Source organism: Cupriavidus sp. DB3 (assembly GCF_020418465.1).
Taxonomy (GTDB): Bacteria; Pseudomonadota; Gammaproteobacteria; order Burkholderiales; family Burkholderiaceae; genus Cupriavidus; species Cupriavidus cauae.
In genome coordinates this window covers 535,098-548,591 of sequence record NZ_JAIZPL010000003.1, presented here as the reverse complement: position 1 = coordinate 548,591, position 13,494 = coordinate 535,098, and the positions used below count along the sequence as shown (strand labels likewise).

Here is a 13,494-nt window from a genome sequence, read left to right as displayed (position 1 = left end):
GACGGCCAGGTCGAACAGCCGCCCGAAGTTGGCGAACCATGCCTGCGCGAGGCTGCCGGCCGGTGCGGGCTCGGCCAGCAGCAGCGCATATTCGAAGTCGGAATACGGACTCATGTCGCCGCGGCTCATCGAGCCCAGTCCGACGATGGCGAACGCGCACGGCGGCTCGGTCAGCATCCAGTGCCGGCAGGCGCGCGCGATCTGCGCGACCAGCGCCTTGTAGCGCGCGGTCATCCGTTCCTGCAGTTCCTCGATGGGCAGCGGGGTTTCCCAGTCGCGCAACGCCGCGCGATCGCTCGGATCGGGCAGATCCACATGCGCCAGCTCCGCCGCGGCCTGGGCCCGCAAGGCCTCGAGGCTGTCGCGCAGCGTGCGCCAGACCGGCCGTGGCGGATCGGCGGGCGCCCCCGGCACCATCGACCCGCCGCGCAAGGCCTGCGCCATGCGCCGATGCGCGCCGCAGTCGTAGTTCCTGAGCGAGGCCACGCACTCTTCCTGCTCGACGTTGCGCACCACGCTGTCGCACCACGCGGCGCCATGCGCGTGCAGGCCGATCGCGCCGGCCGATTCGGCAAGCAGCAGCACGCGCTGCGCGACGTCGACGAAGTCGATCGCACCTCGGGTGGTCCGGCGCAAGCGGTCCAGCGCCGCGGCGATCGCGATGGACAACTGGCGCGCCGGCAGGGCCTCGCGCGGGTCCTCCTCCGGCGCGAGCGCCATGCCGTGCGCGGCCATCAGCGCCTCCGCGCGCGCCACCGCCTGGAACAGGCAATGCGCGCGCTCCAGCATCCGCAATGGCGCCGCCATCGACGCGCACTGCATGCCGAGGTCGAACAGTGCGGCACGCAGTTGCACCTGCGCGCGCGGCGCCCACTGTGACAGATGCTCGCGCACCATCGCGGCTTCCAGCCGGTCGATCACCGCGCCGAGCTCCCCGGCGAGGCGGCCGCCGGCGGGCAGCAGGCGCCGCGCGTGATGCGCGTAGCAGAAGCCCTCCTTCCAATGGCTGCCGCGCGTCCACATCCGCACCAGCGCCTCGTACAAGGGCACCATGTCGTCCCGGCGGGTATGGTCCAGCGCCGGGTACCGCTGCAGCAGCAGGCGCAAGCAGGACAGGCAGGCCTTGGCGCAATCGGCGCCGGCGTCGCGGTACAGCGCGACCAGCTTGCCAAGCAGCCGCGGCACGCCGACGGGCGGATCGGCCTGCGCGCGCAGCATGCCTGCGATGCCGTGCAGGCCCTGCTGGACCGTCATGCCCTCGTGGTCGTGTGCCGCGCCCTCGTCGCCGCGGTCCTCGTCGACGCGGCCTTCATTGATTCGGCCATCGGCATCGGCAGCCTCGTCCGCGGCGTCGTGCGCCGCGTGCGGGCCGCCGGCACGCAGCGCGCCCAGCACCGCCGGATCGTATGGCACCTGGGCGGCGAGATCGAGCGGCGTCAAACCCTGCCGGTTCCTGGCCTTGCAGTCCGCACCCGCTTCCAGGAGGCAGGTCACGATGACGCGCCAGTCCTCGACGTCGTGGCGCCCCGCGGCACGAACCGCCCAGTGCAGCGGCGAGTCGCCGTCGTCGTCGACGGCGCGCGCCAGCGCGGGCATGCCGGCCAGCAGGTCCTTGACCCGCCGCCGGTCGCCGGCGAGGACAGCATCGCGCAGCGCGTCCCGCTGCGTGCCGGGGGAAAGGCCGGCCCCCAGCTGGACCAGCATGCCGATACGTGTGCTGACGGTGCTGAACATGGCGATGCAACCCTCCCGGACCCGCTCCGTTCGATGGATGGCACCGCCTGGCTGCGGGCACCGGCGGCGCAGCGAACGGTAGGCGATGCCCCTGCCGCCAACCAGTCGGCGCGGATCATTCGCGACAGAGACGATGCCAAATTCGACAGGGCACGGGGCGCGGGCCGTTAGATTCGGAGCCCGTCCGGTCTCGTCCGTATTGCGTCCACATTGCGTCCGCATTGCGTTCGCGTTCGTCGAGTTCGTTGCGCTCGTATTGCGCTTGTATTGCGCTCGTATTGCGTTCGTACTGCGTCCGTATCGCGCGCGCATTGCGCCGGTATTGCGCCGGTTTTTGCGCCCGTATTGCGTCCCCTCAGCCGGAGAACCGCCATGCTGTCCGTATCCGCTCACAACGCCCTGAGCGCGCGCGCCGACGCGCTGACGCAGCAGATGGCGCAGGCCGCCATCGCGCACCATCCAGTGGTGTCCCCGATCGAGGAACTGGAGCGATGGCTGAGCCGGCGCTCGCAGGTCGTGCATCTTCAGTTGACGCTGCTGCGCGACGATCGGGCCGATGATGCCGACGAAGCGCACTCCGCCGCGCCGCACGCGCAGCAAGCCCTGGCCAGGCGCTATCTCGCCGAACTGGACGCGCTGGCCGCCACGATCGCCGCGCGCTATCGCGAAACCATCGAGGCCCGCATGCCCGAAGCGAGGACCGCCCATGTGGTCGCCGAAGACGGCAGCGGCTTCGTCCGCCTCGACGCCGACGAAGTGGCGCGCCGCGTCGCCCGCTTCGATCGACGGCTCGCTGAAGAGATGGCCGTGCACCGGCGCTTCTCGTTCGGGCCGCCGACCCGGTGGGCAGCCTTGCGTGCCGACCTGGAACACGAGTGGACCGCGCTCGAAGCCATGCTGTGCGAGTTGAAAGACCAGCTCGATGCCTTGAACCTGCCCACGGTCGAGCAGCAGGCACGCGTCGCGCAGGCGCTGGCGCGGCTGCGCGGCGAGCGCCATGCCACGGTGGTCGACGCGGGGCTGCACCAGGGTTGGCTGCAGGCCTGCAGGCAGGGCCGTCTCGACGTGGTGCAGGCGGTGCTGCAGGCCGTGCCGGACGCCGAGCGCAAGGCCTTCATCGACCGGCCCGGGCCGGACGGGTGCAATGCCTTTCATCTGGCCTGCGAGCACCACGAACTCGCGCTCGCCGTGTCGCTGTTGCGGCTGGGTGCCGATCCACACAGGCGCACCGAGCTGGGCCGCCTGCCGATCCAGCTGGCCACGCACGAGGACCATGGCGAACGCACGCGCACGCTGCTCGCCTGGCTGAAGATCCAGGGCGCCGATCCCCTGGCCCGCGACGACAATGGCCGCAGCGCGCTGAACGAAGCCGCCTATCACGGCAACCGTTCGGCGATCGGCTGGCTGCTCGAACAGGGCGCGAGCCTGGCCGAGCGCGACCGCCAACAGCGCACGCCGCTGCATGCGGCCGCCGCCGCGGGCCATGCCGCCACGGTGACGCTGCTGCTGGCGGGCGGCGCCGACCCGCACGCGCGCAATGCCGCGGGCGAGCGGCCGATCTTCGAGGCTTGCCGGATGGGACGGGTCGACGCGATGCGGGCCTTTCTCGATGCCGGCCAATGGCTGGACGCGGACGAGCGCCGGCAATTGCAGCAGAGCGGGATGGTCGGCGAGACGGCGGTGGCGCAGGCCTGTGGTGCGCCGCTGCGGGCCGCGCTGGCACAGGCGGTGCCTGCGGTGCACGCCTCCGCCAACGCCGCTGCGGCGGGGGTCTACGGAGCAACGACAGGGAAAGGACTGGCGGGACAGCCGGTGGGAACGGCGGCCGGCACGGGCGCCAGGGTGGCCGTCACGGCCGACGCGGCCTCGAAGGTGGCCGCCGCCGCGGACTCGGCCTCGAAAGCGAGGCAGGGTCCGCGTCTGCCGCCGGCGCTGCGGCGCCTGCGGCAATGGTTCTGATCGCGGCGCGCCCGGGGAGAGCGCGCCGCCCCGCCGCAAGCATCGGAGCAAGCAGCGGGATCGTGCGGCGGCTTACTTCTTGTAGTTCGCCACGCCGTCGGTGATTTCCTTGTGCGCTTCCTCGATGCCGCCCCAGCCCTCGACCTTGACCCACTTGCCGGCCTCGAGCGCCTTGTAGTTCTCGAAGAAGTGCTTGATCTGGTCCAGCGTGTTCTGCGGCACGTCCGACAGGCCCTTCATGTAGGCCGTGGCCGGCGACAGCTTGTCGACCGGCACCGCGACCAGCTTGGCATCGACGCCGGCTTCGTCGGTCATCTTCAGCATGCCCAGCGCGCGGCAGCGCACCACGGCGCCGGCCAGGATCGGGAACGGAGTGATCACCAGCACGTCGACCGGGTCGCCGTCGCCCGACAGCGTCTGCGGAATGAAGCCGTAGTTGGCCGGATAGCGCATGCCGGTGCCGATGAAGCGGTCGACGAACAGCAGGCCGGTTTCCTTGTCGGCCTCGTACTTGACCGGATCGCTCTGGGCCGAGATCTCGATGATCACGTTGAAGTCGTTCGGGATGTCCTTGCCCGGCGGGACGAGATTGAAGCTCATGCGGTTCTCCAGATGCCTGTATTCGGCCGGTATTTGGCCAAGGTTTGACGATGGCCGGCATTATAGCGGCTCGGTCTGACCGGGAACTGACAAGCCCGGGGACGAGCCCGGCGGCCTTGCCGACGCGCTGCCGACGCGCTGCTGACGCTCTGGCGACGCGCTGCCGATGCGCTGCCGATGCGCTGCCGATGCACTGCCGACGCTCTGGCGACGCGCTGCCGACGCGCTGCCGATGCGCTGCTGACGCTCTGGAGACGCTCCGCCGGGGCGCTGCCGGCGGCGCGCCCTTGCAGCCGCGCGGCCCGGCTGGGCGATAATGCCGGCTTGGAATTTCAGCCGCAGCATGACGATGCACGCCCAGCACTTCGTTGCCAACCGCCTGATGGCGCCGGATTCCGGCATGCGCATCAAGGTGTTCGACCCCTCCACCGGCGCGCCCTTCGCCGAGATCGCGCGCGGCAACGCGACCGATATCAACGCCGCGGTCTATGCCGCCCGCCAGGCCTTCGATGGCGCCTGGGGCGCGCTGTCCGCCGCCGAGCGCGGCCGCCTGCTGACTGACCTCGCGCGCAAGCTCGCCGAGCACGAGGCCGAGCTGGCCGCGCTCGAGGCGCGCGACACCGGCAAGCCGCTGAGCCAGGCGCACGCCGACGCCCGCGCGATCGCCCGCTATTTCGAGTTCTACGCCGGCGCGGCCGACAAGCTGCACGGCCAGACCATCCCGTATCAGAACGGCTATACGGTGCTGACCGTGCGCGAGCCGCACGGCGTCACCGGCCATATCGTGCCGTGGAACTATCCGCTGCAGATCTTCGGCCGCAGCGTCGGCGCGGCGCTGGCCGCCGGCAACGCCTGCGTGGTCAAGCCCGCCGAGGACGCCTGCCTGTCGCTGCTGCGCGTGGCGGAACTGGCCGCCGAGGTCGGCCTGCCCGAGGGCGCGTTGAACGTGGTGACCGGCTATGGCCACGAAGCCGGCGCCGCGCTGGCGCGCCATCCCGGCATCGACCATCTGTCGTTCACCGGCTCGCCGCAGACCGGCAAGCTGGTCGCGCAGATGGCCGCCGAGAACCATGTGCCGGTGACGCTGGAGCTGGGCGGCAAGTCGCCGCAGATCGTGTTCGCCGACGCCGATGTCGATGCGCTGGTGCCGGTCGTGGTGCGCGGCATCGTGCAGAACGCCGGGCAGACCTGCTCGGCCGGCAGCCGGCTGCTGGTCGAGCGGCCGCTGTACGACGCGCTGCTGGACCGGCTGGCGATGGTGTTCGAGTCGCTGCGGGTCGGCCCCGCCGAGCAGGACCTCGAATGCGGACCGCTGATCAGCCGCAAGCAGCAGCAGCGGGTCTGGGACTTCGTCTCGGACGCGCAGCACGCCGGCATCCCGGTGATGGCGCAGGGCCAGATCGTCGCCGACGCGCCCGAGACCGGCTACTACCAGGTGCCGATGCTGCTGCGCGACGTGCCCGCGACGCACCGGCTGGCGCAGGAGGAGGTATTCGGCCCGCTGCTGGCGGCGATGCCCTTCGACGACGAGCAGGACGCGATCGCGCTGGCCAACGGCACGCCCTATGGCCTGGTGGCCGGCATCTGGACGCGCGACGGCGCGCGCCAGCTGCGGCTGGCCCGCAAGGTCCGTGCGGGCCAGGTCTTCATCAACAACTATGGCGCCGGCGGCGGCGTCGAATTGCCGTTCGGCGGCTCCGGACAGTCGGGCCACGGGCGCGAAAAGGGTTTCGAGGCGCTATACGGCTTCACCACCCTCAAAACCATCGCCATCCACCATGGGTAATATCAATTTCCTCTCGGTCGCCTTCGCCATCTTCTTTTTCTGGATGGCCTGGCACGTCAATCACAAGCGCGCCACCAATCCGTCGGGCATGCCGCGGCTGCAGGTATTCAAGCGCAAGTGGGGCGAAACGATCGGCGACCGGGTGCACTGGTGCCTGTATGTCGCGCTGCCGTTCCTGCTGGCGCTGATGATGGTGGCCAATGCGCTGCGTGGGCGCGGGCCGTTCTCGGGCTAGGCTGGCCCAGCCGGACGGTGGCGGCGATGGCCACCGTCGGCCGATGCGTTGTGCGGGTGCGGGGATGCGTGTAATGCGTACCTGATGCCTGCCGGACCGTCCCTCAGATCGCCACCATCTCGAAGTCTTCCTTGCGGGCCCCGCATTCCGGGCAGGTCCAGTTGATCGGCACATCCTCCCACTTGGTTCCGGGCGGGATGCCGTCTTCGGGCGCGCCGGCGGCTTCATCGTAGATCCATCCGCAAATCAGGCACATCCAGGTCTTGTATTCCATAGGGTGGTGACGTCTCGATTAAAATTCAGCGCAGATGGTACCGAATCGACGCGCGGCGCGCCACCGGCATCCCGGTATTTGGCGCCGATATCGATGGCGATTGACGCGGATTGCAGCCGATCGCAGACGGTTCGCGCGAATTGGCGTCCGCCCGCCTCTCTCCCGGCGGCGCCCCCTCTCCTCCTCCAGGCAGATCACGACATGTCACGAAACCAGCAGCTTTTCGACCGCGCCCAGCAGACCATTCCCGGCGGCGTCAATTCGCCGGTGCGCGCCTTCCGCTCGGTCGGCGGCACGCCGCGCTTCATCGAGCGCGCCGAAGGTCCCTACATGTGGGACGCGGACGGCCAGCGCTATATCGACTACATCGGTTCGTGGGGTCCGATGATCGTCGGCCATGCCCACCCGGAAGTCGTCAGTGCGGTGCAGCGGGTCGCGGCCGGCAGCTTCTCGTTCGGCGCGCCGACCCAGGCCGAGATCGAGATGGCCGAGGAAATCTGCAAGCTGGTGCCGTCGATCGAGCAGGTCCGGCTGGTGTCGTCGGGCACCGAGGCCACCATGAGCGCGCTGCGGCTGGCGCGCGGCTTCACCGGGCGCGACCTGATCATCAAGTTCGAGGGCTGCTATCACGGCCATGCCGACAGCCTGCTGGTCAAGGCCGGCTCGGGCCTGCTGACCTTCGCCGACACCACGCAGAACGCGCCGTCGTCGGCCGGCGTGCCCGCCGACCTCACGCGCCACACGATGGTGCTCGAGTACAACAACGTCGAGCAATTGGAGCAGGCCTTCGCGCGCCACGCCGGCGAGATCGCCGCGGTGATCGTCGAGCCGGTGGCCGGCAACATGAATCTGGTGCGTGCAAGCGACGCCTTCCTGCAGGCGATGCGCCGGCTGTGCAGCGCCGACGGCGCGGTGCTGATCTTCGACGAGGTGATGACGGGCTTTCGCGTCGCGCTGGGCGGCGCGCAGGCGCACTACGGCATCAAGCCCGACATGACGTGCCTGGGCAAGGTGATCGGCGGCGGCATGCCGGCGGCGGCCTTCGGCGGCCGGCGCGACATCATGGCCAAACTGGCGCCGCTGGGCGGCGTCTACCAGGCCGGTACGCTGTCGGGCAATCCGCTGGCGGTGGCGGCCGGCATGGCGACGTTGAAGCTGATCCAGGCGCCCGGCTTCCACGACAGGCTGGCAGCGCAGACCCGCAAGCTCGCCGATGGCCTGGCCGAGGCCGCGCGCGCCGCGGGCGTGCCGTTTGCCGCGGACGCGGTCGGCGGCATGTTCGGGCTGTATTTCCGCGAGGGCGTGCCGGCCAGCTTTGCCGAGGTCACGCGATGCGATACCGCGCGCTTCAACCGCTTCTTCCACGCGATGCTGGACAACGGCGTCTACCTGGCGCCGTCCGCCTTCGAGGCGGGCTTCGTCGGCGCGCAGCATGACGACGCGATCCTCGAGGCGACCTTCGAGGCCGCGCGCCGGGCCTTCGCGGCGCTGTAACGAGGGCAGAGAGGCGCTGCGGCAAGGCGGTGCGGTGAGGCGCTGCAGTGAGGCGGTGCGGTGAGGCCGCGCAGTGGGGCGGTGCAGTGAGCCCTGCAGCAAGGCCGCCCTTCCCGCCGCTGCCTGTCCGCGCCGGCGCCCTCTCCCGGCCCGCTCCGTGGATGAATCAAGCGGCCGGTGCGCTACACTGGCGTTCCGATGATCCACGGAGTTTCCGATGCGCGCCTTCCTTTCCTCGTCGCCCACCTTCGCTTCGTCGCGGTCTTCCCTGTTGTCGCTGCGCCCCTTGCGCTGGCTGCTGCTGGCCTGGCTGGCGAGCCTGCTGAGCGCCTGCGGCTACAACGACTTCCAGGCCAAGGACGAAGCCATCAAGGCGGCCTGGGGCGAGGTCGTCAACCAGTACCAGCGCCGCGCCGACCTGATTCCGAACCTGGTCAATACCGTCAAGGGCTACGCCTCGCATGAGCGCGAGACGCTCGAGGCCGTGACCAAGGCCCGCGCCACCGCCACCAGCATCCAGGTCACGCCCGAAACGCTGAACGACCCGCAGGCCTTCCAGCGCTTCCAGCAGGCGCAGGGCGAACTGAGCGGCGCGCTGTCGCGGCTGCTGGCGGTCGCCGAGAACTATCCGCAGCTCAAGGCCGACGCCGCCTTCCGCGACCTGCAATCGCAACTGGAAGGCACCGAGAACCGCATCACGGTCGCGCGCCAGCGCTATATCGCCGCTGTGCGCGACTACAACGTGCTCGCCCGCAGCTTCCCGACCAACCTGACCGCGATGATCTTCAACTACGAGGTCAAGCCGTCGTTCACGGTCGAGAACGAGAAGGCGATCTCGACGCCGCCGGCGGTCAAGTTCTGATCCTCGTGCCGATGACCTTCGCCGCAGGACTTCGGCGCTGGCTGCGGGCAGCGCTGGCGCCCACGCTGTTGCCGATGCTGGCTTCCATGCTCGCGCTGGCGATGCTGCCTGGCGTGGCCGGCGCGGCGCGTGCCCAGGGCGACGGCTTCGTCGCGGTGCCGCCGCTGGCGCAGCGCGTCACCGATCTGACCGGCACGCTGGCGCCGGCGCAGCGCAGCGCGCTGGAGAACGTGCTCGCCGAATACGAGCGCACGCGCGGCAGCCAGATCTTCGTACTGATGGTGCCGACCACCGATCCCGAGACCATCGATGCCTATGGCATCCGCGTGGCCGACGCGTGGCGCGCCGGCCGCCAGGGCATCGACGACGGCGTGATCGTGCTGATCGCCAAGGACAATCCGCCCGGCCTGCGCAAGATGCGGCTCGAAGTCGGCCGCGGCGTGCAGGGCTCGCTGACCGACGCGATGTCCAAGCGCATCCTGCAGGACATCATGGCGCCGCATTTCCGCCAGAACGATTTCTATGGCGGCCTGGCCGCCGGCATCTCGGCGATCCAGGCGACCATCGACAAGGAAGGCCTGCCCGGCCCGCAGACGCGCCGCCAGGCGCAGCAGAGCGGGCTCGCGGACTGGCTGCCGGTGCTGTTTCCGCTGCTGATCATCGCCTTCTTCCTGTTCTCCGCCACGCGCGGACGCCGCCGGCAGATCGTGGTCGGCCGGCGCGGCTGGGATGCCGCCGCAGGCGGCCTCGGCGGGCTGGGAGGACTCGGTGGCCTCGGTGGCGGTTGGGGTCGCCATCATGGCGGCGGCGGTTTCGGTGGCGGCGGCTTCGGCGGCGGTGGCGGCTTTGGCGGTGGAGGCGGCGGCGGCTTCGATGGCGGCGGCGCTTCCGGCAACTGGTAAGGGAACGACATCATGCCTACCCGTTCTCCTTCCCCCGCCGGCGGACTGCGGCGCGCCCTGCGCCATGCGCTGACCCCGGTCTCGTTCGCGCACCGCCACTTCCCGCCCGATGCGCTGGCGCGGCTGCAGCGCGCCGTGCGCGACGGCGAACGCCAGCATCGCGGCGAAGTGCGCGTGGTCATTGAATCGAGCATGCCCGCGATGCAGGCCTGGGCCGGCGTGACGCCGCGCGATCGCGCCCGCGCGCTGTTCGCCGCGCTCGAGGTCTGGGACACCGCCGACCACACCGGCGTGCTGCTCTATATCAACCTGGCCGATCATGCGGTCGAGCTGCTCGCCGACCGCGGCATCGATGCCCGCGTCGAGCACGAGACCTGGGCCGCGCTGTGCCAGTCGCTGGCACATGGTCTCGCCAGCGATCTGTCGATCGAGCCCGTGCTCGCCACGGTGGCACAGGTCCACGCGCTGCTGGCCCGGCACTTCCCGCAGCACGGCGACGGCAATCCGAACGAGCTCGACGACCGGCCGATCGTGCTGTAACGGGGGGCGCCGCTACCGGCGCTCCCGCCTTCCTGGCGCACCGGCGCACCGGCGCTCCTGCCCGCGGGCGTTCATGCGCGCCTGCGCCGCGGCGTTCCCGCGTTATGCCGCGGCCGCGCCGCGATACCGCCGCGCGCCCATCCAGTACCAGATCGCGGCCAGCGCCTGCAGCCCGACCAGCACGGCCCATGCGGCCAGATGCGCGCGCACCGGATAGCGGCCCGCCACCGCCGGCCACAGGTCCAGCACCATGCCGATGCCGAGCTGGCAGAGGAAGATCGCCAGGAACACCGTCAGCGTCAGCGCGGTGGTCGCGCGCCCGATCATCGCGCCGTCGAACTGGCGCGCCAGCACCGCGTAGGTCAGGATGCCGGTCGAGCCGAACACGCCGTAACCCGACCACAGCAGCCAGGCGGGCAGCGGCGCGCCGGCCATCAGCAGCGCCTGCACCACGATGAACATCGTCATGCCGGCGCCCGCGAACGCGTACAGGCTGACGCCGAGCCGCTCCAGATGGCGCGCGGCCCAGCCGGTCACCACGCAGCCGCCCATCATCGCGAAGCCGATCAGCGAGACAAGCCTCGCGGCCTGGGCCGGCTCCACGCCGCCGACATCGCGCAGGAAGGCGCCGACCCACAGGCTCTGCACCGCGAGGAACACGCCCTGGTTCAGCAGCGTCAGCGGCACCACGCGCCAGAACGGCGCGCTGCGCAGGATCGCCACGGTGCCGCGCCATTGCGCGCCCAGGCTCTCGCGTGCGCCGGGCCGCGCGGCCTCGGGCGCGCCGAACCACAGCAGCGGCGCCATCGCCAGCGTGACGCCGCCCAGGCCCATGCAGACCGCGCGCCAATCCACCAGCGACAACAGCCAGTCGAGCGGCGTACCGACGACCACCGCGCCGAGGCCGCCGATGGCCATCACCAGCCCGTTCAGCAGCGGCATGCGCGACAGCGGAAACCACATCGACAGCGCCTGGATCGCGGCGCCGAGGCAGACGGACACGCCCACGCCGATCAGCATGCGCCCCGCCGCCAGCGCGGCCATGCCCTCGCCCAGCGCGAACAGCAGCGTGCCCGCGGCCGCCACCAGCAGCAAGGCCGCCTCGGTGCGGCGCGGACCGAAGCGGTCCAGCAGCAGGCCGGCCGGCAATTGCGCGCAGGCAAAGCCGAGGAAGTAGCAGCTGGTCAGCAGCCCCAGATCGCTGGCCGACAGTCCCAGCTCGCGCGACAGGTACGGCGCGAAGCCAAAATTGACGCCGCGATAGACGTAGGAGACGAAGAAGCCGAGCGAGAAGATCGCCAGCACGCGCCAGCGCAGGCCGTTGGCCGCGGCCGGAAGTCCGGAAGGAGAAAGCGTTGCGGTTGTCATGCGCGGATTGTCGGCGCTCCGGCCCGCCGGCACCAACGAAGAATTCCCGCTCGGATTGTGAGTAAAATTTGACGGCCGACGTTCGATTGTGCCGCTGTCTCCATCTCGGTTTCCTCGATCCCGGCTTCGCCCCTCCCGGTTTCCTCCCTCCCTTCCCTCGACACCATGGCCCAGGTTCCGCATCTTCCTCCGCTGCAGGCGCTGCGCGCGCTGGAGGCGGCGGCGCGCCATCGCAGCTTCTCGCGCGCCGCGGAGGAACTGGCGCTGACGCACAGCGCGATCAGCCACCATGTGCGCGCGCTGGAGCAGAGCCTGGGCACCAAGCTGTTCCAGCGGGCCGGCGCCCGCATGCTGCCCACCAGCGTCGGCGCGCGGCTGGCCGAGCGCGTACGCGCGGCGCTCGATGGCCTGCAGCAGGCGCTGAACGAGGCCGGCGGCGAGGGCGAGCAGCCCGCCGTCCGGCTCGAGGTCAGCGTGATGGCGGACCTGGCCAACGCCTGGCTGATCCGGCGGCTGCCCAGCCTGTACGAGGCGATGCCGATGCTGGACGTGCACCTGCGCCTGCATGCCGAGATCCCGCCGCCGGACCCGTATTCGGTGGACGTCGGCATCTGGCACCAGCGCGTCGACCTGCCCGGCTTCGAATGCCACCGGCTGATCGAGGACACCGTCATCGCGGTGGCCAGTCCCGCGCTGCTGGCCCGCTATCCGGGCTTCACGGTGGCCGACCTGCCGCGCCTGCCGATGCTGCGCTTCGCGCTGCGTTCCTGGCGCGACTGGCTCGAGCAGGCCGGCCTGCCGACGAACGAGCCGGAGCGCGGGCCGATCTTCCAGGATGCCGGCATGCTGCTGCAGTCGGCGGTGGCCGGCGTCGGCGTGGCCACGGCGCGCGCGCTGCTGGCCCACGACTATCTGGTCAGCGGCGCGCTGGTGCAGATCGGGCCCACGCGCATTCCGTCGACGCTCCAGTACTGGATGATCTGGCGCGAAGGCCATCCGCACGAAAGCGCGATCCGGCGCATGCACGCGTGGCTGCGGCAGCAGATCGAGGCGTCGCGCGTACCCGATGCCGGCGCCGCCGACTGACACAGCGGCGTATCGGCGACGGGCACCGGGTATTCCTTCGGCGCCGCTTTGTTTCAGGATCGGAACACTTTGGCCAGCCCGCGCAGGGCCATGCCGTAGGCGCACCGCCTACGCCGAATGGATGAGACCGGTCGGCGTTGGCGCCCCGCATGGGCATCGGGCGCCCTCTGCCCGCCCCCGGTGCCCCATGCGCCGGGCCGCCCATCCGGGCGATGCCGCGATGGCGTGGCGTATGCAGGGTTCCGCCTTGCCGTTTCACAGGTGGCACCACGCTGTAAAGCAAACGCAACCATTCGGCATCTCGGCGGACGCGCTGTCACATCGGCGAAAACCCTGCCTGGTCAATCGTGCCGATGAAGCCATCCGCCGGAGCGCATCCAAAGAACCGCCTCCTGCGCCACTTTCATCCCGAAGAATAAGAATCGTTCGCCTCATCCTTCGCGACTGATGCACTGGAGTGCATCACGCCGAAACAGGCCACCGTTCCAGGTCGGATACATGGTGTTACAAGATTTCATCGATGTAACAAGTGCGCAGAAATAAACGCAATAAAAATCAAGGACTTATAGTGCGTGGCACGCTCGTCGCTGGGTGAATCGTTACAAAAACGCGTGCGGTCTCGCAAGAAGGCACGCGGCAACGCCGGGCGGCAAG

At 70.3% G+C, this 13,494-nt stretch carries 11 protein-coding genes and 1 pseudogene; 8 read left to right on the top strand and 4 right to left on the bottom strand.

The features are described 5' to 3' along the window. Window positions 1–417: pseudogene (locus K7G19_RS25080) on the bottom strand (DUF294 nucleotidyltransferase-like domain-containing protein); the annotation flags it as partial. Window positions 418–2,106: 1,689 nt separating this feature from the next. Here K7G19_RS25080 and K7G19_RS12055 point away from each other — a divergent pair. Next, the gene (locus tag K7G19_RS12055; RefSeq protein ID WP_226107420.1) at window positions 2,107–3,693 is read left to right on the top strand and encodes an ankyrin repeat domain-containing protein; all 1,587 of its coding nucleotides are present in this window, start codon (window positions 2,107–2,109) and stop codon (window positions 3,691–3,693) included. 72 nt (window positions 3,694–3,765) lie between these two features. Here K7G19_RS12055 and ppa read toward each other — a convergent pair whose 3' ends face one another. Next, window positions 3,766–4,293, bottom strand: coding sequence for an inorganic diphosphatase (ppa, locus tag K7G19_RS12050; protein WP_006577062.1), 528 nt, complete (start codon window positions 4,291–4,293; stop codon window positions 3,766–3,768). A gap of 349 nt (window positions 4,294–4,642) precedes the next feature. On the opposite strand from ppa, the gene K7G19_RS12045 reads away from it, so the two are divergent. Both K7G19_RS12045 and K7G19_RS12040 read left to right on the top strand, forming a co-directional pair. Continuing rightward, window positions 4,643–6,079 (top strand): aldehyde dehydrogenase family protein, encoded by a 1,437-nt coding sequence (locus K7G19_RS12045; protein WP_150083601.1) that lies wholly within the window; start codon window positions 4,643–4,645, stop codon window positions 6,077–6,079. Beyond that, window positions 6,072–6,314, top strand: a complete 243-nt coding sequence (locus tag K7G19_RS12040; protein WP_006577064.1) for a hypothetical protein — start codon at window positions 6,072–6,074, stop codon at window positions 6,312–6,314. The genes K7G19_RS12045 and K7G19_RS12040 overlap by 8 nt, the downstream gene beginning before the upstream one ends. A 103-nt stretch (window positions 6,315–6,417) precedes the next feature. Here K7G19_RS12040 and K7G19_RS12035 read toward each other — a convergent pair whose 3' ends face one another. Then, window positions 6,418–6,588, bottom strand: a complete 171-nt coding sequence (locus K7G19_RS12035; protein WP_006577065.1) for a rubredoxin — start codon at window positions 6,586–6,588, stop codon at window positions 6,418–6,420. Window positions 6,589–6,789: 201 nt separating this feature from the next. Here K7G19_RS12035 and hemL point away from each other — a divergent pair, with 201 nt between their 5' ends. The 4 genes from hemL (at window position 6,790) to K7G19_RS12015 (ending at window position 10,386) form a co-directional block, all read left to right on the top strand. Further along, a complete protein-coding gene (gene hemL / locus K7G19_RS12030) occupies window positions 6,790–8,082 on the top strand; it encodes a glutamate-1-semialdehyde 2,1-aminomutase (protein WP_226107419.1) in 1,293 nt (430 codons plus the stop codon). Between the two features lie 217 nt (window positions 8,083–8,299). Continuing rightward, window positions 8,300–8,944: a LemA family protein gene (locus K7G19_RS12025; protein ID WP_149316919.1), complete on the top strand. Its 645-nt coding sequence runs from the start codon at window positions 8,300–8,302 to the stop codon at window positions 8,942–8,944. 74 nt (window positions 8,945–9,018) lie between these two features. After that, window positions 9,019–9,846 (top strand): YgcG family protein, encoded by an 828-nt coding sequence (locus K7G19_RS12020; RefSeq protein ID WP_150083614.1) that lies wholly within the window; start codon window positions 9,019–9,021, stop codon window positions 9,844–9,846. Between the two features lie 12 nt (window positions 9,847–9,858). Next, the gene (locus K7G19_RS12015; protein ID WP_226107418.1) at window positions 9,859–10,386 is read left to right on the top strand and encodes a TPM domain-containing protein; all 528 of its coding nucleotides are present in this window, start codon (window positions 9,859–9,861) and stop codon (window positions 10,384–10,386) included. 102 nt (window positions 10,387–10,488) lie between these two features. Here the strand turns inward: K7G19_RS12015 and K7G19_RS12010 are convergent, their stop codons facing one another. Next, the gene (locus K7G19_RS12010; protein WP_226107417.1) at window positions 10,489–11,754 is read right to left on the bottom strand and encodes a nitrate/nitrite transporter; all 1,266 of its coding nucleotides are present in this window, start codon (window positions 11,752–11,754) and stop codon (window positions 10,489–10,491) included. A 165-nt stretch (window positions 11,755–11,919) separates the two neighbouring features. On the opposite strand from K7G19_RS12010, the gene K7G19_RS12005 reads away from it, so the two are divergent. After that, window positions 11,920–12,840, top strand: a complete 921-nt coding sequence (locus K7G19_RS12005; RefSeq protein WP_149316916.1) for a LysR substrate-binding domain-containing protein — start codon at window positions 11,920–11,922, stop codon at window positions 12,838–12,840. Window positions 12,841–13,494 lie beyond the last annotated feature (654 nt).